The sequence below is a fragment of the Pantoea sp. SGAir0175 genome, from assembly GCF_043547855.1.
On record NZ_CP028081.1, the window covers coordinates 2,939,884 to 2,956,755 of the forward strand.

The 16,872-nt window shown below is 58.7% G+C and carries 17 protein-coding genes; 16 read left to right on the plus strand and 1 reads right to left on the minus strand.

What is annotated here, in order from left to right; all coding sequences use genetic code 11:
* The first annotated feature begins 77 nt into the window (after positions 1 to 77).
* Genes C1N56_RS13755 through C1N56_RS13765 form a run of 3 tightly spaced genes read left to right on the plus strand, consistent with a single transcriptional unit; the run spans position 78 to position 2,221 of the window.
* Positions 78 to 818, plus strand: a complete 741-nt coding sequence (locus C1N56_RS13755) for an amino acid ABC transporter permease (protein WP_021508574.1) — start codon at positions 78 to 80, stop codon at positions 816 to 818.
* Positions 818 to 1,495 carry a glutamate/aspartate ABC transporter permease GltK gene (gene gltK, locus C1N56_RS13760; RefSeq protein ID WP_152391251.1) on the plus strand — a complete coding sequence of 226 codons (678 nt, stop codon included), beginning with the start codon at positions 818 to 820 and terminating at the stop codon, positions 1,493 to 1,495. Before C1N56_RS13755 ends, gltK begins: the two co-directional genes overlap by 1 nt.
* The gene (locus tag C1N56_RS13765; protein WP_058757895.1) at positions 1,496 to 2,221 is read left to right on the plus strand and encodes an amino acid ABC transporter ATP-binding protein; all 726 of its coding nucleotides are present in this window, start codon (positions 1,496 to 1,498) and stop codon (positions 2,219 to 2,221) included. It begins immediately after the preceding gene.
* 435 nt (positions 2,222 to 2,656) lie between these two features.
* Here the strand turns inward: C1N56_RS13765 and C1N56_RS13770 are convergent, their stop codons facing one another.
* On the minus strand, positions 2,657 to 3,139 hold the full coding sequence (locus C1N56_RS13770) for a zinc ribbon-containing protein (RefSeq protein WP_021508577.1): 483 nt from the start codon (positions 3,137 to 3,139) through the stop codon (positions 2,657 to 2,659).
* 221 nt (positions 3,140 to 3,360) lie between these two features.
* On the opposite strand from C1N56_RS13770, the gene leuS reads away from it, so the two are divergent.
* From leuS to lipA, 13 genes are all read left to right on the plus strand, one after another.
* Complete coding sequence (gene leuS / locus C1N56_RS13775; RefSeq protein WP_058769436.1) at positions 3,361 to 5,943, plus strand: leucine--tRNA ligase; 2,583 nt, start codon at positions 3,361 to 3,363, stop codon at positions 5,941 to 5,943.
* Between the two features lie 14 nt (positions 5,944 to 5,957).
* Positions 5,958 to 6,557, plus strand: coding sequence for an LPS assembly lipoprotein LptE (lptE, locus tag C1N56_RS13780; RefSeq protein WP_021508579.1), 600 nt, complete (start codon positions 5,958 to 5,960; stop codon positions 6,555 to 6,557).
* Positions 6,554 to 7,585, plus strand: a complete 1,032-nt coding sequence (gene holA, locus C1N56_RS13785; protein ID WP_394516766.1) for a DNA polymerase III subunit delta — start codon at positions 6,554 to 6,556, stop codon at positions 7,583 to 7,585. The genes lptE and holA overlap by 4 nt, the downstream gene beginning before the upstream one ends.
* Positions 7,578 to 8,222, plus strand: coding sequence for a nicotinate-nucleotide adenylyltransferase (gene nadD / locus C1N56_RS13790; RefSeq protein ID WP_058769435.1), 645 nt, complete (start codon positions 7,578 to 7,580; stop codon positions 8,220 to 8,222). Before holA ends, nadD begins: the two co-directional genes overlap by 8 nt.
* A gap of 92 nt (positions 8,223 to 8,314) precedes the next feature.
* Positions 8,315 to 8,632, plus strand: a complete 318-nt coding sequence (rsfS, locus tag C1N56_RS13795; RefSeq protein ID WP_021508582.1) for a ribosome silencing factor — start codon at positions 8,315 to 8,317, stop codon at positions 8,630 to 8,632.
* Between the two features lie 3 nt (positions 8,633 to 8,635).
* Entirely contained in the window at positions 8,636 to 9,106 is a 471-nt protein-coding gene (gene rlmH / locus C1N56_RS13800; RefSeq protein WP_058757899.1) for a 23S rRNA (pseudouridine(1915)-N(3))-methyltransferase RlmH, read from the plus strand.
* Between the two features lie 34 nt (positions 9,107 to 9,140).
* A complete protein-coding gene (mrdA, locus tag C1N56_RS13805; protein WP_021508584.1) occupies positions 9,141 to 11,045 on the plus strand; it encodes a peptidoglycan DD-transpeptidase MrdA in 1,905 nt (634 codons plus the stop codon).
* A gap of 8 nt (positions 11,046 to 11,053) precedes the next feature.
* Positions 11,054 to 12,166 carry a peptidoglycan glycosyltransferase MrdB gene (gene mrdB / locus C1N56_RS13810; RefSeq protein WP_031279886.1) on the plus strand — a complete coding sequence of 371 codons (1,113 nt, stop codon included), beginning with the start codon at positions 11,054 to 11,056 and terminating at the stop codon, positions 12,164 to 12,166.
* Between the two features lie 10 nt (positions 12,167 to 12,176).
* Complete coding sequence (gene rlpA / locus C1N56_RS13815; protein WP_211725129.1) at positions 12,177 to 13,277, plus strand: endolytic peptidoglycan transglycosylase RlpA; 1,101 nt, start codon at positions 12,177 to 12,179, stop codon at positions 13,275 to 13,277.
* Positions 13,278 to 13,395: 118 nt separating this feature from the next.
* Positions 13,396 to 14,607 carry a D-alanyl-D-alanine carboxypeptidase DacA gene (dacA, locus tag C1N56_RS13820; RefSeq protein WP_021508587.1) on the plus strand — a complete coding sequence of 404 codons (1,212 nt, stop codon included), beginning with the start codon at positions 13,396 to 13,398 and terminating at the stop codon, positions 14,605 to 14,607.
* A gap of 93 nt (positions 14,608 to 14,700) precedes the next feature.
* Positions 14,701 to 14,964 (plus strand): DUF493 family protein YbeD, encoded by a 264-nt coding sequence (ybeD, locus tag C1N56_RS13825; protein WP_010618866.1) that lies wholly within the window; start codon positions 14,701 to 14,703, stop codon positions 14,962 to 14,964.
* Positions 14,965 to 15,033: 69 nt separating this feature from the next.
* The gene (lipB, locus tag C1N56_RS13830; protein ID WP_394516767.1) at positions 15,034 to 15,684 is read left to right on the plus strand and encodes a lipoyl(octanoyl) transferase LipB; all 651 of its coding nucleotides are present in this window, start codon (positions 15,034 to 15,036) and stop codon (positions 15,682 to 15,684) included.
* Positions 15,685 to 15,860: 176 nt separating this feature from the next.
* A complete protein-coding gene (lipA, locus tag C1N56_RS13835; RefSeq protein ID WP_394516768.1) occupies positions 15,861 to 16,826 on the plus strand; it encodes a lipoyl synthase in 966 nt (321 codons plus the stop codon).
* The last annotated feature ends 46 nt before the right edge of the window (positions 16,827 to 16,872 follow it).

The following is a 16,872-nucleotide window of genomic DNA, read 5'->3' on the forward strand; positions in this document are numbered from 1 at the left end:
CCCCTGAAGCAGGACACAAGACACCGCTCAACAATCTTATGGGTAGCCTCGCTACCCTTTTTTTACCGGAGCTCGTTATGGGTATCGATTGGAACTGGGGCATCTTTTTACAGCAGGCTCCGTTCGGCAATACGACTTACCTCGGCTGGCTGTGGTCCGGATTTCAGGTGACCGTCGCGGTCTCCTGCTGCGCCTGGATTATCGCCTTCCTGGTAGGTTCCTTCTTTGGCATTCTGCGTACCGTGCCTAATCGCTGGTTGTCCACCATTGGCACCTGCTACGTGGAGCTTTTTCGTAATATCCCGCTGATCGTGCAGTTCTTCTTCTGGTATCTGGTGGCGCCAGAACTGGTCGGGGAGAAGCTCGGCATGTGGTTTAAGGCTGAACTGGACCCGAACATCCAGTTTTTCCTCTCTTCAACCATCTGTCTCGGTCTGTTCACCGCCGCACGCGTGTGTGAGCAGGTGCGCGCCGCGATTCAGTCGCTGCCGCGCGGCCAGAAAAACGCCGGTCTGGCGATGGGCCTGACGCTGCCACAGACCTACCGCTACGTGCTGCTGCCTAACGCTTACCGCGTGATTGTGCCGCCGATGACCTCGGAAATGCTTAACCTGGTGAAGAACTCCGCCATCGCCTCTACCATCGGTCTGGTCGACCTGGCGGCGCAGGCGGGCAAGCTGCTGGATTACTCGGCGCATGCCTATGAATCTTTCACCGCTATCACCCTGGCCTACGTCGGTATTAACCTGGTGATCATGCTGATTATGAGTCTGGTAGAACGCAAAATCCGCCTGCCCGGCAACCTGGGAGGCAAATAATGTACGATTTTGACTGGAGTTCGATTCCGCCCAGCCTGCCCTATCTGCTGAACGGCATGATCATTACGCTGAAAATCACGGCGGTGGCGGTAGTGTTTGGCATTATCTGGGGCACCATTCTGGCGGTGATGCGCTTGTCCGCGTTCGCCCCGGTCCGCTGGTTCGCCAAACTGTACGTGAACCTGTTCCGCTCGGTGCCGCTGGTGATGGTGCTGCTGTGGTTCTATCTGGTGGTTCCCAGCTTCCTGCAGCAGGTGCTTGGGCTGTCGCCAAAAACCGATATCCGGCTGATCTCCGCCATGGTGGCGTTTGCGCTGTTTGAAGCCGCTTACTACTCGGAGATTATCCGCGCCGGTATCCAGAGCATCTCGCGCGGCCAGTCCAACGCGGCGCTGGCGCTGGGTATGACGCAGTGGCAGTCGATGAAGCTGATCATCCTGCCACAGGCGTTCCGCGCCATGGTGCCGCTGCTGCTGACGCAGGGCATCGTGCTGTTCCAGGACACCTCGCTGGTGTATGTGTTGAGCCTGGCGGACTTCTTCCGCACCGCGTCCACTATCGGTGAACGTGACGGTACCCAGGTAGAAATGGTTCTGTTTGCCGGTCTGGTCTACTTCGTGATCAGCCTGAGCGCTTCGCTGTTGGTCAGTTATCTGAAAAGAAAAAGGACGGTTTAAATGATTAGCCTGAAAAATGTTTCTAAGTGGTATGGGCACTTTCAGGTGCTGACCGACTGCTCCACCGAAGTGAAGAAAGGTGAGGTAGTGGTGGTCTGCGGACCGTCTGGCTCCGGTAAATCGACGCTGATTAAAACGGTGAACGGGCTGGAGCCTGTGCAGCAGGGCAGCATTCAGGTGAACGGTACCGAGGTGAACAACAAAAAAACCAATCTCGCCCAACTGCGCAGCAAAGTGGGCATGGTGTTTCAGCACTTCGAACTGTTCCCGCATCTCAGCATCATTGATAACCTGGTGCTGGCGCAGGTGAAAGTGCTGAAGCGCGACAAAACTGCCGCGCGCGATAAGGGCCTTGCCCTGCTGAAGCGCGTGGGTCTGGCGGCGCATGCGGAGAAATTCCCTGGTCAGCTGTCTGGCGGTCAGCAGCAGCGCGTCGCCATCGCCCGTGCGCTGTGCATGGATCCTATCGCTATGCTGTTCGATGAACCGACTTCCGCACTGGATCCGGAGATGATCAACGAAGTGCTGGACGTCATGGTGGAGTTAGCCAACGAAGGCATGACGATGATGGTGGTGACGCACGAGATGGGCTTTGCACGCAAAGTGGCGAATCGCGTCATCTTTATGGACGAAGGAAAGATCGTTGAAGACACCAACAAGGATGACTTCTTCAGCAATCCGCAGTCCGACCGTGCCAAAGACTTCCTGGCGAAAATCCTGCACTAATACTCACAATGCTGGCGGTCCACGGACCGCCAGCGTCAGGGCTTATCTTGCCCCTCCTGCACTTCACCAAAATCGATATATTGCTGCTGTGATGCGGTACCCGACTGCGCAAGGCATAGCGTCTTGCCGCACCGGCATGAATCCTCCTGGAGCCTGCCGCCGCGCCTTCCCTGGCGCGGAGGCTGCCGCAAGGCGCTATGCCTTGCGCATCATTAAGCTTCATCATCGCGGTGACAAATGCACTCATACCGCCGCACCTGCTTTTTTACGGTAGAAGGGATCCTGAACTAAGCAGGACGTCACGCGGCAGGGATGCCGCGTGTCGAGGCACGCAGGGATGCGGGTTTTGCCGATCCGAGCGTGTTCAGGTTCCCTTCTGACAGTCCGCACGCCTTAAGCAGCAATACTTTTTTTGCTTCAGAGCACGGTGATAATTCAGGGCTCAAACGGCTGACGCTGGAACTGATCGTGGCCGCACTCCGGGCAGCGCGTCAGGCTCTCCGGGGTGTAAATCGCCCGGGTAAAACCGCACTTTTCACACACCAGATTGCCTAGTCCCACCACTTCGCCGCTCTGATACACGCCGTGATGCCGCAGATCCTGAAACACTTCGCGCCACTCCAGCTGGCTCTTATCGGTGATATCGGCCAGCTCTTTCCACAGGCTTTCACGAATCACCCGCAGAAACACTGAATCGCCGAGCGCTTCGCTGGACTCCTGATAGCTGAGCGCGAACTCGTGCAAATCGCGCCGCACCGCGCGCATGACCTCGTCGACTTCGGCGGTGGTCAGCGTCTGTTTCTGCAGCAGCGCGCTGCGCGCCTCGGCGACCAGTGCGTCGACATCACGCTCGCCACGCTCCAGCCGCTGGGTTAATGCTGCTACCGTTGCACGATACTCCTGCGCCACATTATTCATTTTGTTCTCCTTTCCGCTGCGGATGCTGAGTTAAGTTTAGCCGCTTTGCCATATTTGCTGCGCTTAGCGCAGAGGAAATCGCAAAAGGGTGAAAGCGCTGGCGCATTCCGCACAAATCACGCCGCCGGAGGGCGTCAATTGTTGTTGAGGGGCGGCCTTATGGGTATGCTATGCGGATCAAAAGTGTTTAAAAAACGATTTCACAAGGACCACAGGCAGCCATGCAAGAGCAATACCGCCCGGAAGAGATAGAATCCCGCGTCCAGCAGCACTGGGACGAAAACGAAACCTTCAAAGTGACCGAGCAGGAAGGCAAAGAGAAATACTACTGCCTGTCTATGCTGCCCTATCCTTCTGGCCGCCTGCACATGGGCCACGTGCGTAACTACACCATTGGCGATGTGATTGCGCGCTACCAGCGCATGCTGGGCAAAAACGTCCTGCAGCCGATTGGCTGGGATGCCTTTGGCCTGCCCGCCGAAGGGGCGGCGGTGAAAAACAACACCGCGCCGGCGCCCTGGACCTACGACAACATCGAATACATGAAAAACCAGCTGAAACTGCTGGGCTTCGGCTATGACTGGAGTCGCGAACTGGCGACCTGTCAGCCTGAGTATTACCGCTGGGAACAGTGGTTCTTCACCAAACTGTACGAAAAAGGTCTGGTCTACAAAAAAACCTCCGCAGTCAACTGGTGCCCGAACGACCAGACCGTACTGGCGAACGAACAGGTGATCGATGGCTGCTGCTGGCGCTGCGACACCAAAGTCGAACGCAAAGAGATCCCGCAGTGGTTCGTGAAAATCACCGATTACGCCGAAGAGCTGCTCAACGACCTCGATAAGCTGGAAGACTGGCCGGAGCAGGTCAAGACCATGCAGCGCAACTGGATTGGCCGTTCTGAAGGTGTCGAAATCACCTTTGACGTGGCCAACAGCGCGGAAAAAGTCACGGTTTACACCACCCGTCCGGACACCTTCATGGGGGCAACCTATGTCGCCGTGGCCGCCGGTCATCCGCTGGCGCGTCAGGCTGCCGTCAACAACCCGGCGCTGGCTGACTTCATTGCTGAATGCAGCAACACCAAAGTCGCCGAAGCGGACATGGCCACGATGGAGAAGAAAGGCATGGCCACCGGCCTGCACGCTATCCATCCGCTGACGGGCGAAGAGATTCCGGTCTGGGTCGCTAACTTCGTGCTGATGGAGTACGGCACCGGTGCCGTGATGGCCGTACCGGGTCATGACCAGCGCGACTGGGAATTCGCCACCAAATACGATCTCAACATCAAGCCGGTGGTACTCAACCTCGACGGTACCGCGCCGGATATCAGCGCCGCAGCGATGACCGAAAAAGGCACGCTGTTCAACTCCGGCGAGTTTGACGGTCTGGACCACGACGCCGGCTTCAATGCCATCGCCGATGCGCTGGCGGCCAAAGGCGTCGGCGTGCGTAAAGTGAACTATCGCCTGCGCGACTGGGGTGTGTCACGCCAGCGCTACTGGGGTGCGCCAATTCCGATGGTGACGCTGGAAGATGGCACCGTGATGCCAACCCCAGAAGATCAGCTGCCGGTAATTCTGCCGGAAGACGTGGTCATGGACGGTATCACCAGCCCAATCAAAGCCGATCCGGAGTGGGCGAAAACCACCGTCAACGGTCAGCCGGCGCTGCGTGAAACCGACACCTTCGACACATTTATGGAATCATCGTGGTACTACGCGCGTTACACCTGTGCGAACTACAACGAAGGCATGCTGGATCCGGCGGCAGCGAACTACTGGCTGCCGGTCGATCAGTATGTGGGCGGTATCGAACACGCCATCATGCACCTGATGTATTTCCGCTTCTACCACAAGCTGCTGCGCGACGCGGGCCTGGTCAACTCTGACGAGCCGGCCAAACGCCTGCTGTGCCAGGGCATGGTACTGGCAGACGCCTTCTATTACGTCGGCGCCAACGGCGAGCGCAACTGGGTTTCTCCGGTTGACGTTAACGTCGAGCGCGACGAAAAAGGCCGCATCACCAAAGCCATCGACAATCAGGGCCGCGAAGTGATCTACGCGGGCATGAGCAAAATGTCGAAGTCCAAAAACAACGGCATCGACCCGCAGCTGATGGTTGAGCGCTACGGCGCAGATACCGTGCGTCTGTTCATGATGTTTGCCTCCCCGGCGGAAATGACGCTGGAGTGGCAGGAGTCAGGCGTGGAAGGCGCTAACCGCTTCCTGAAACGCGTATGGAAGCTGGCGTACGATCACGTGGCTAAAGGCGCGACCGTGGCGCTGGATGTCAACGCGCTCAACGATGAGCAGAAAGCGCTGCGTCGCGATCTGCACAAAACCATCGCCAAAGTGGCGGATGACATCGGCCGTCGTCAGACCTTCAACACCGCGATTGCGGCGATCATGGAGCTGATGAACAAACTGCTGCGCGCACCGCAGGAGAGCGAACAGGATCGCGCCCTGATGCAGGAAGCGCTGGTCGCCGTAACGCGCCTGCTCTATCCCTTCACCCCGCACGCCAGCTACGTGCTGTGGCAGGCACTGGGTGGCGAAGGCAGCATCGACGACGCCAGCTGGCCGGTTGCCGATGAAGCGGCAATGGTAGAGGATTCGCTGCTGGTGGTGGTACAGGTTAACGGTAAAGTGCGTGGTAAAATTACCGTGGCGCCGGATGCGACGCAGGAACAGGTGCAGGCGCGTGCGGCACAGGAGCATCTGGTGGCGAAATATCTCGATGGCGTCACCCTTCGTAAAGTGATTTATGTCCCTGGCAAACTGCTTAACCTGGTCGTAGGTTAAGTTCAGGAGGAACTGTGCGACAACTCGTTATCAGGCTGTTTGTCCTGCTGGCAGTGCTGGTCACTGCCGGCTGTGGTTTTCATCCGCGCGGCACCACGCAGGTGCCACCGGAAATGAAAACGCTGATCGTCCAGAGCGGCGATCCGTATGGCCCGCTGGCGCGCACCGTGCGTCAGCAGCTGCGCATCAACGATGTCAAAATCGTTGAAGACAGCAAAGCGGCCAGTGCGCAATACCCGACGCTGCGTCTCGGCGCGGAGAGTCAGGGACGCGACACCGCGTCGGTATTCATCAGCGGCACCACCGCCGAATACTCGCTGGTGATGACCGTCAGCGCGCAGGTGTTGCTGCCGGGTAAAGGCATTTATCCGATCAGCACCACGGTGTACCGTTCGTTCTTCGACAACCCGAACGCCGCGCTGGCGAAGGATGCCGAGCAGGATATGATCGTGCAGGAGATGCGTCAGCGCGCCGCCGAGCAGCTGGTGCGTAAGCTGCTGACGGTACACGCCGCGCAGGAGAGCAACAAAGAGACGCTGCCGCAACCTGAAGTGATTGCGCCAGGCGCGGACTCACCGGAAGTGCCCTCCTCGTCAGCCACCAGTCTGCAATGATCAGGATCTATCCTGAGCAACTGCGCGCGCAGCTTCGAGAGGGGCTGCGCGCCTGTTATTTTCTCACCGGTAATGAACCCCTGCTGATTCAGGAGAGCGCAGATGCCATCCGCGCCGCCGCCGCTCAGCAGGGCTTCGACGAACATTTTTCCGTCAGCGTTGATGCGCAAACTGACTGGGAGGCGATTTTCGCCAGCTGTCAGTCGCTGAGCCTGTTCACACAGCGCCAGACGCTGACGCTGCAGCTGCCGGAAAACGGCCCCAACGCCGCCATCGCCGAACAGCTGGTGAAACTGGCGGCGCTGCTGCACAGCGACATCATGCTGGTGCTGCGGATGGCGAAGCTGACTAAAGCGCAGGAAAACAGCGCCTGGTTTAAAGCGCTCAGCGCCAGTGCGGTGCTGGTGCCGTGCCAGACGCCGGAACAGGCGCAGCTGCCGCGCTGGGTGGCCGCCCGCGCGAAAGCCCTGCAGCTGAGTATTGATGACGCGGCGATTCAGCTGCTCTGCTACTGTTATGAAGGTAATCTGCTGGCGCTGGCCCAGGCGCTGGAGCGGCTGTCGCTGCTGTGGCCGGACGGCAAACTGACGCTGCCCCGCGTGGAAGAAGCGGTGAACGATGCCGCGCATTTCACGCCGTTTCACTGGGTTGATGCGCTGCTGGCCGGCAAGAGCAAACGCGCGCTGCACATTTTGCGTCAGCTGCAAAAAGAGGACAGCGAAGTGGTGATTCTGCTGCGCACGCTGCAGCGCGATCTGCTGACGCTACTGCAGCTACAACGCCAGCAGTCGAAGCAGCCGCTGCGCACGCTGATGGATCAACAGCGTATCTGGCAGAACCGCCGTGCCCTGTTCACTGAAGCGCTGCAGCGACTGGATGCGCAACGGCTGCAGCAAGCGGTGCATCTGCTGGCTCAACTCGAACTGACCATGAAGCAGGACTACGGTCAGAATCTGTGGCCGCAGCTGGAGACGCTGTCGTTGCTGCTGTGCCATCGTGATTTTCCGCTGGGTTTAACTGATGTCTGACCTTTACGCGCTGTTTGGCGGCACCTTCGATCCCATTCATTACGGCCATCTGCGTCCGGTCACCGCGCTGGCGCAGCAGGTTGGCCTGCAAAAAGTGACGCTGCTGCCAAACAACGTGCCGCCGCACCGGCCACAGCCGGAAGCCAGCGCACAACAGCGCGTGGCGATGCTGCGCTGCGCCATTGCCGATCGTCCGCTGTTTGATATCGACACGCGCGAGCTGACGCGCACCACGCCGTCATGGACGGTGGACACGCTGGAAACCCTGCGCGCCGAGCGCGGCGCACAACAGCCCCTCGGGTTTATCATCGGTCAGGATTCTCTGCTAACGTTAGGAAAATGGCATCGCTGGCAGGAGTTGCTGTCGCTGTGTCACCTGCTGGTCTGTCAGCGTCCAGGCTACGCCGCGCAGATGGCTACGCCAGAGATGCAGCAGTGGCTGGATGCGCACCGCGCGCATGAGGTGCAGCAGCTGCATCGCGCGCCGGCAGGCCACATCTGGCTGGCCGATACGCCGCTGTTCGACATTTCTGCCACTGAGATTCGCCAGCGCCGCCATCATGGCCAGGACTGCGCCGATCTGCTGCCGGCGGCGGTGATCGACTACATCGATCGCGCGGGCTTATATCGCGATTGATCGCCGCGTGCTATACTGCGCCGCTTCATTTTTGGCTGCGTTTTCCGGGGCATTCAGCCTGCCCATAATCACCTGTTTTTAAGGGGAACCTTTTGCAAGGCAAAGCACTCCAAGAGTTCGTTATTGATAAGATTGATGATCTCAAAGGCCAGGACATCGTTGCGATTGATGTGCAGGGCAAATCCAGTATCACCGATTGCATGATTATCTGTACCGGGACCTCCAACCGTCACGTCTCCTCCATCGCTGACCATGTGATGCAGGAATCGCGCGCGGCTGGCCTGAAACCGCTCGGCGTCGACGGCAAAGCGGCTGCTGACTGGGTTGTGGTCGATCTCGGTGAAGTGATCGTGCACGTGATGCAGGAAGAGAGCCGCCAGCTGTACGAGCTGGAAAAGCTCTGGAGCTAAACGTTGAAACTGCAGCTTGTCGCCGTCGGCACCAAAATGCCCGACTGGGTTCAGACCGGTTTCATGGAGTACCTGCGTCGCTTTCCCAAAGATATGCCGTTTGAGCTGACTGAAGTGCCGGCCGGTAAACGCGGCAAAAACGCCGACATCAAACGCATTCTGGAAAAAGAGGGTGAAGCGATGCTGGCGGCGGTGGGCAAAGGCAACCGCATTGTGACGCTGGATATTCCCGGACAGCCGTGGGAAACGCCGCAGCTGGCGCAGCAGTTAGAGCGCTGGAAGCTGGACGGGCGTGATGTCAGCCTGCTGATTGGTGGGCCGGAAGGCCTGGCGCCGGCGTGTAAAGCGGCAGCCGAGCAGAGCTGGTCACTGTCCGCGTTAACGCTGCCGCACCCGCTGGTGCGTGTGCTGGTGGCGGAAAGCCTGTATCGTGCCTGGAGTATTACCACTAATCACCCTTATCACCGTGAATAAACGCCTGACAACCTCCAGACAATAAACGCAGCGGATGAAATTACAGAGCAACGCTTTTCGCGATTACACTGCCGAACAGAAACTGTTTGTCCGCCGCGCCCTGGTGGCCTTTGTCGGCATCCTGCTGCTCTCCAGCGTGCTGGTGGTCAATCTGTATCATCTGCAGATCCTGCGCTTCGACGACTACAGCACCCGTTCAAACGAAAACCGCATCAAACTGGTGCCGGTCGCCCCCAGCCGCGGCATCATCTATGACCGCAACGGTGTGCCGCTGGCGCTCAATCGCACCATTTACCAGGCCGAGCTGGTGCCGGAAAAAGTCGATGACCTGAAGCAGACGCTGCAGGATCTGCGGCCGGTGCTGGATTTGACCGACGATGACATCGATGCGTTTGAAAAAGAGCGCAAGCGCTCGCGCCGCTTTACCTCCATTCCGGTCAAAACCGGCCTGAATGAAGTGCAGGTCGCGCGCTTCGCAGTGAACCAGTACCGCTTCCCGGGCGTGGAAGTAAAAGGCTACCAGCGCCGCTACTACCCTTACGGCCAGACGCTGACGCACGTGGTGGGCTACGTCTCGAAAATCAACGATCGTGACGTCAAGCGCCTTGATGAAGAAGGCAAATGGCCGAACTACGCCGCCACCCACGACATCGGTAAGCTCGGCATCGAAAACTATTACGAAGATGTGCTGCACGGCAAAACCGGTTACGAAGAGGTTGAAGTCAACAACCGCGGTCGCGTGATCCGTCAGCTGCATGAGCAGTCACCGCAGGCCGGACGCGATATCTGGTTAACCATCGATCTCAAGCTACAGCAGTACATCGAAACCCTGCTGACCGGCAGCCGCGCCGCCGTGGTGGTGAGCGATCCGCGCACCGGTGAGATTCTCGCGCTGGTCTCCACACCCAGTTACGATCCGAATCTGTTTGTCGATGGTATTTCGAGTAAAGATTATAAGGCGCTGCTCGGCGATGAGAACCGCCCGCTGTATAACCGTGCGCTGCAGGCATCGTATCCGCCAGCTTCCACGGTTAAACCTTATGTGGCGGTCTCAGCGCTCAGCGCCGGCGTGATCAACCGCAATACCAGCCTGTTCGATCCGGGCTGGTGGCAGCTGCCGGGCTCGGAAAAACGCTACCGCGACTGGAAAAAGTGGGGCCACGGTCGCCTCAACGTCACCAAATCGCTGGAAGAGTCGGCGGATACCTTCTTCTATCAGGTGGCCTATGACATGGGCATCGACCGCCTGTCGGAGTGGATGACCAAATTCGGCTACGGCCACCGTACCGGTATCGACCTGCCGCAGGAGAGCCCCGGTAACATGCCGACGCGCGAATGGAAGATGAAACGCTTTAAAAAGCCGTGGTATCAGGGCGATACCATTCCGGTCGGTATCGGCCAGGGCTACTGGACGGCGACGCCGGTGCAGATGAACAAAGCGCTGATGATCCTGATTAACGACGGCGTGATTAAAGTGCCGCACCTGCTGCGCGCCACCCGTGAAGGCAACAGCATGGTGCCGTATCGCCAGCCGCCGGATGCACCGATTGGCGACATTCATTCCGGCTACTGGGAGATCGCCAAAGACGGCATGTATGGCGTGGCCAACCGCGCCAACGGTACTGCGCACAAAAGCTTTGCCGATGCACCGTACAAGATTGCGGCGAAATCCGGTACCGCACAGGTGTTTGGCCTGAAAGAGAATGAGACTTACAACGCGCATAAAATTGCCGAACGACTGCGTGACCATAAGCTGATGACCGCCTTCGCGCCGTACGACAAGCCGCGCGTCGCCGTCACCATGATTCTGGAAAACGGCGGTGCCGGCCCGGCGGTGGGCACCGTGATGCGCCAGATTCTCGACCACATAATGCTGGGCGACAACAATACCGTGCTGCCAGAAGCCGCACCCATGCCGCCCGGCTACGAAGGTGAATAACGATGTCGATGAACGATAGTCCCCAGAAAAGAACGATCTGGACGCGTATCCATATCGACCCGCTGTTTATGCTGATCATCATCAGCCTGCTGGCCTACAGCGCCATTGTTATCTGGAGCGCCAGCGGCCAGGATCCGGGCATGATGGAGCGCAAGCTTGGTCAGATTGCCATGGGCACCATCATCATGCTGGTGATGGCGCAGGTGCCGCCGCGCGTGTATGAAAGCTGGGCGCCCTACCTCTATATTGTCTGCGTGATTTTGCTGGTGGCGGTCGATGCCTTCGGCCACATCAGTAAAGGGGCGCAGCGCTGGCTCGATCTCGGTTTTGTGCGCTTCCAGCCGTCGGAAATCGCTAAAATCGCCGTGCCGCTGATGGTGGCTCGCTTCATCAACCGCGATGTCTGCCCGCCAACGCTGAAAAACACCGGCATCGCGCTGGTGCTGATTTTCATGCCGACGCTGCTGGTAGCGGCGCAGCCGGACCTCGGTACCTCCATTCTGATCGCCGCCTCCGGCCTGTTCGTGCTGTTCCTCTCGGGCATGAGCTGGAAGCTGATTGGCGTGGCCGTGCTGCTGGTGGCGGCGTTCATCCCGATTCTGTGGTTCTTCCTGATGCACGATTATCAGCGCGACCGCGTGATGATGCTGCTCGATCCGGAGAGCGATCCGCTCGGTGCCGGCTACCACATTATTCAGTCCAAGATTGCTATCGGCTCCGGCGGCCTGCGCGGCAAAGGCTGGCTGCATGGCACCCAGTCGCAGCTGGAGTTTCTGCCCGAACGTCACACCGACTTTATCTTCGCGGTGCTGGCGGAAGAGCTCGGCCTGGTGGGCGTCCTGCTGCTGCTGGTACTTTATCTGCTGCTGATCATGCGCGGGCTGGTGATTGCCGCACGCGCGCAAACCACCTTTGGTCGCGTAATGTCCGGCGGCCTGATGCTGATTCTGTTTGTGTATGTTTTCGTTAACATTGGCATGGTTAGTGGTATCTTACCGGTGGTTGGCGTGCCGCTGCCGCTGGTGAGCTACGGCGGATCGGCGCTGATTGTGTTAATGGCCGGATTTGGCATCGTGATGTCGATCCACACTCATCGAAAAATGTTATCTAAAAGCGTTTAAGAGGCTGCACATGCGTAAGGACTGGCTTGGGGTTGCTCTGGCATCACTGGTACTGGCTGCCTGTTCCACACCGGAACAGCAGACGAACACGGCCCCGCCGCAGCCGGCCTACAATGGCCCGGTGGTGGAGATTCCCGGCGTGGAGCCGCGCTATGAGCCGATCAATCCCTCTACCAGCCAGGACTACAGCGTCAACGGCAAAACCTACCGGGTGATTAAAGATCCGTCCAACTACAGCGAAGTTGGTCTGGCAACGTGGTACGGTGAAGAAGCACAGGGCAACCGCACCGCGCTGGGTGAAACCTACGATCCGGACGCGTTAAGCGCCGCACACCCTACCCTGCCGCTGCCAAGCTACGTGCGCGTCACCAACCTGGCTAACGGCCGGCAGATTGTGGTGCGCGTCAACGATCGCGGCCCTTATACGCCGGGCCGGATTATCGACCTGTCGCGCGCCGCGGGCGATCGCCTGAATATTTCCAATAACACCCGCGTACGGGTGGATTACATCAAGGTAGCGCCGGACGGTTCAGTATCCGGCCCGGGCACCATCGGCACCACCGTGGCCAAACAGAGCTATGCGCTGCCGGCACGGCCTGACCTGAGCGGCGGCATGGTGATGACCGGCGCCAGCAGCGCGCCAGCGCCTGCCGCACAGGATGTCCGCGCGGTGGATAACAGTTCACTGCAGAGCAACGGCAACATCGGTGCACCGGTGCAGAGCAGCGGCTTTCTCGGCGCACCGCAGCCGTTAGCCAGCGGCGTACTGGAAGGCAGCGCGCCGGCCACACCGGTTGCCACCAGCCCTGCCGCACCGGCTGCGGCTGCGGCAGCGAGTCCGGCTCCGGCCAGCCACAACGCCAGCGCCCATGCCGGCAGCGGTTTTGTGGTACAGGTTGGCGCCCTTAATGACGCCGCACGCGCCCGGCAGATGGCGGACAGCCTTGGCCAGCGCTTTGGTGTACCCGGCGCGGTGGAAGCCAATGGCAACGTCTACCGCGTGCAGCTTGGCGGTTTCAGCAGCCGGGCTCAGGCCGCGGCGCTGCAGCAGCGTCTGAGCAATGAAGCGCAGATCAGCTCCTTTATTACCACGGCCCGCCCGTCAATGTGACGGGCCGTGCCCTTACCTGCTGATACTGATGCGTAAAGCCAGATGTCGCACGATGGCAGCTTTGCTATAGTAAGGCACTTTTTTCACTCTTAACCCCACGGATGCTGTAGTCCTGAACATGAATACGCTGAAACCTTCTCGTTTTCTGAAACGCCTGACAGTGGGATCACTGGTCGCTCTCTCCCTCAGCCACGTTGCCTTTGCAGATGATGTTAATCTGAAAACCATGATTCCGGGCGTGCCGGACATCGATGCCGAAGCTTACGTGCTGATCGACTATAACTCCGGCAAAGTGCTGGCGGAAAAGAACGCGGACGCGCGCCGCGACCCGGCCAGTCTGACCAAAATGATGACCAGCTACGTCATCGGCCAGGCGGTCAAAGCGGGCAAAATCCATCAGGATGACATTGTTACCGTCGGTAAAGATGCCTGGGCAACCGGCAATCCGGTGTTCAAAGGCTCCTCGCTGATGTTCCTCAAGCCGGGCGATCGCGTACCGGTCTCTCAGCTGACGCGTGGTATCGTGCTGCAGTCCGGTAACGACGCCTGCGTGGCGATGGCCGATTACGTCGCCGGCAGCCAGGACGCGTTCGTTAACCTGATGAACAACTACGTGGGCGCGCTGGGCCTGAAAAATACCCATTTCCAGACCGTGCACGGTCTTGATGCTGATGGTCAGTACAGTACGGCGCGTGACATGGCGCTGATTGGCCAGGCGCTGATTCGCGATGTGCCGGATGAGTACGCGGTCTACAGAGAGAAAGAGTTCACCTTTAATAACATCCGCCAGATGAACCGTAACGGCCTGCTGTGGGATACCAGCCTGAACGTCGACGGCATCAAAACCGGCCACACCGAAGCTGCCGGTTATAACCTGGTGGCGTCAGCGACCGAAGGCCAGATGCGTCTGATCTCGGCAGTGATGGGCGGTCACACCTTCAAAGGCCGTGAAACCGAAAGTAAAAAGCTGCTGACCTGGGGCTTCCGCTTCTTCGAAACCGTGGCACCGCTGAAGGCGGGCAAAGAGTTTGCGTCTGAGCCGGTATGGTTTGGCAACAGCGATCGCGTGCAGCTCGGCGTGGAAAAAGATGCCTACCTGACCATCCCGCGCGGCCGCATGAAAGACCTCAAGGCCAGTTACGTGCTGAACAACACCGAACTGCACGCGCCGCTGCAGAAAAACCAGGTCGTGGGCAGCATCAACTTCCAGCTGGATGGTAAAACCATCGAACAGCGTCCACTGGTGGTGCTGAACGAAGTGCAGGAAGGCGGTTTCTTCAGCCGCATCATCGATTACATCAAACTGATGTTCCATCACTGGTTCGGCTAAGGCGCGCTTGAAAAATCGCCAATCCGTCCCCAGATAAGCTACTATATTGCTCCCGCTTCGGCGGGAGCCTGTTTTTTATGCACCGGAGTTAATATGAAAACCAAACTGAATGAACTGCTCGAATTCCCGACGCCTTTTACCTACAAAGTGATGGGCCTGGCGCAACCGGAGCTGGTTGATCAAGTGGTTGAAGTGGTGCAGCGTCATGCGCCCGGCGACTACAGCCCTGACGTGAAGCCCAGCAGCAAAGGCAATTATCACTCGGTGTCGATCACCATTAACGCCACCCACATCGAACAGGTGGAAACCCTGTACGAAGAGCTGGGCAACATCGAAATTGTGCGCATGGTGCTGTAATGCTGACGCTGGTAAAGGCCGCTTTGCCAGCGTTATACTCTGCCCTCCACTCGCTACCGGACTTCTGCTTTGTCTGCTAATACGCTTCTTGTTCGTCAGCTTGGCCAGCGCGACTGGCAGCCCGTCTCCGATGCCATGCATCACTTTACCGATCGGCGCGACAGCGCCACCGCCGATGAAATCTGGCTGGTGGAACACCCCGCGGTGTTTACTCAGGGCCAGGCGGGCAAAGCCGAACATGTGCTGGTGCCGGGCGATATTCCGGTGGTACAGAGCGATCGTGGCGGCCAGGTAACCTATCACGGCCCGGGCCAGCAGGTGATGTATGTACTGATTGACGTTAAACGCCGCAAGCTGGGCGTGCGCGATCTGGTCACCGCACTGGAAGAGACGGTCATCGCTACGCTGGCTGATTACGACATCAGTGCGCGAGCACGTGCGGATGCGCCCGGCGTATACGTTGACGATGCGAAAATCTGTTCGCTCGGCCTGCGCATCCGTAAAGGCTGCTCGTTTCACGGTCTGGCGCTCAATGTTGCGATGGATCTGGCGCCCTTCCTGCGCATCAATCCCTGCGGCTATGCCGGTATGCAGATGACGCAGATCAGCGCTTTCCAGCCCGGCGTCACGCCGGCGGACGTGCAGCCGCGCCTGGTGCAGCATTTCGCGCGCCTGACCGGCTTTAGCGATACGGAATGGCATGATGAGGTCGCGTGCTGACCTTGACCGTACGTGCGCATTTACAAAATTGTAACTTTCGCCACGGCTTATCGGCTGCTTCTGCCCCGGCGAGATGATATAATTTTTGCAATTTTTTCAAATAAAGTTGAAAGCCTGGTTCTCAGTTTGAGTGAGGAAGCTTTCAAATCGCAATCCCGACCGGAACCTGCAGATTTATGAGTAAACCAATTCAGATGGAACGTGGCGTCAAGTATCGCGATGCCGACAAAATGGCGCTGATTCCGGTAAAAACCGTGGTCACCGAACGCCAGGAAATCCTGCGTAAGCCGGAGTGGATGAAGATCAAGCTGCCTGCGGATTCCAGCCGCATTCAGGGCATCAAAGCGGCGATGCGTAAAAACGGCCTGCACTCGGTGTGTGAAGAGGCTTCCTGCCCTAACCTTGCCGAATGCTTTAACCACGGCACCGCCACCTTTATGATCCTCGGTGCCATCTGTACCCGCCGCTGTCCGTTCTGCGATGTGGCACACGGTCGGCCAAACGCGCCGGACGCCAACGAGCCGCTGAAGCTGGCACAAACCATCGCCGACATGGCGCTGCGCTATGTGGTGATCACCTCAGTGGACCGCGACGATCTGCGTGACGGCGGTGCACAGCACTTTGCTGACTGCATCAGCGCCATCCGCGAGAAAAGCCCGACCATCAAAATTGAAACGCTGGTGCCGGACTTCCGCGGCCGTATGGATCGCGCGCTGGAGATCCTCACGGCGACCCCGCCGGATGTGTTCAACCACAACCTGGAAAACGTACCGCGCGTCTATCGTCAGGTGCGTCCGGGCGCTAACTATGAGTGGTCGCTGAAGCTGCTGGAGCGTTTTAAAGAGGCGCATCCGGACGTGCCAACCAAATCCGGTCTGATGGTCGGTCTCGGGGAAACCAATGCGGAAATCATCGAGGTGATGCGCGATTTGCGTCGCCACGGTGTCACCATGCTGACCCTCGGCCAGTACCTGCAGCCAAGCCGTCACCACCTGCCGGTACAGCGTTACGTCAGCCCGGCTGAATTTGATGAGATTAAAGAAGAAGCGCTGGCGATGGGCTTTACCCACGCCGCCTGCGGTCCGTTCGTCCGCTCGTCTTATCACGCTGATATGCAGGCGAAAGGCCTGGAAGTGAAGTAATCTCCTGCCGCGATTGCGCCCTGCTGCGGCGCAATCGCAAAAATTC

Excerpts from the sequence above, each read along its gene's own strand:
- C1N56_RS13755 (WP_021508574.1), top strand. The coding sequence starts at position 78 with ATGGGTATCGATTGGAACTGGGGCATCTTTTTACAGCAGGCTCCGTTC.
- gltK (WP_152391251.1), top strand. The coding sequence starts at position 818 with ATGTACGATTTTGACTGGAGTTCGATTCCGCCCAGCCTGCCCTATCTG.
- C1N56_RS13765 (WP_058757895.1), top strand. The coding sequence starts at position 1,496 with ATGATTAGCCTGAAAAATGTTTCTAAGTGGTATGGGCACTTTCAGGTG.
- C1N56_RS13770 (WP_021508577.1), bottom strand. The coding sequence starts at position 3,139 with ATGAATAATGTGGCGCAGGAGTATCGTGCAACGGTAGCAGCATTAACC.
- leuS (WP_058769436.1), top strand. The coding sequence starts at position 3,361 with ATGCAAGAGCAATACCGCCCGGAAGAGATAGAATCCCGCGTCCAGCAG.
- holA (WP_394516766.1), top strand. The coding sequence starts at position 6,554 with ATGATCAGGATCTATCCTGAGCAACTGCGCGCGCAGCTTCGAGAGGGG.
- nadD (WP_058769435.1), top strand. The coding sequence starts at position 7,578 with ATGTCTGACCTTTACGCGCTGTTTGGCGGCACCTTCGATCCCATTCAT.
- mrdA (WP_021508584.1), top strand. The coding sequence starts at position 9,141 with ATGAAATTACAGAGCAACGCTTTTCGCGATTACACTGCCGAACAGAAA.
- mrdB (WP_031279886.1), top strand. The coding sequence starts at position 11,054 with ATGAACGATAGTCCCCAGAAAAGAACGATCTGGACGCGTATCCATATC.
- rlpA (WP_211725129.1), top strand. The coding sequence starts at position 12,177 with ATGCGTAAGGACTGGCTTGGGGTTGCTCTGGCATCACTGGTACTGGCT.
- dacA (WP_021508587.1), top strand. The coding sequence starts at position 13,396 with ATGAATACGCTGAAACCTTCTCGTTTTCTGAAACGCCTGACAGTGGGA.
- ybeD (WP_010618866.1), top strand. The coding sequence starts at position 14,701 with ATGAAAACCAAACTGAATGAACTGCTCGAATTCCCGACGCCTTTTACC.
- lipA (WP_394516768.1), top strand. The coding sequence starts at position 15,861 with ATGAGTAAACCAATTCAGATGGAACGTGGCGTCAAGTATCGCGATGCC.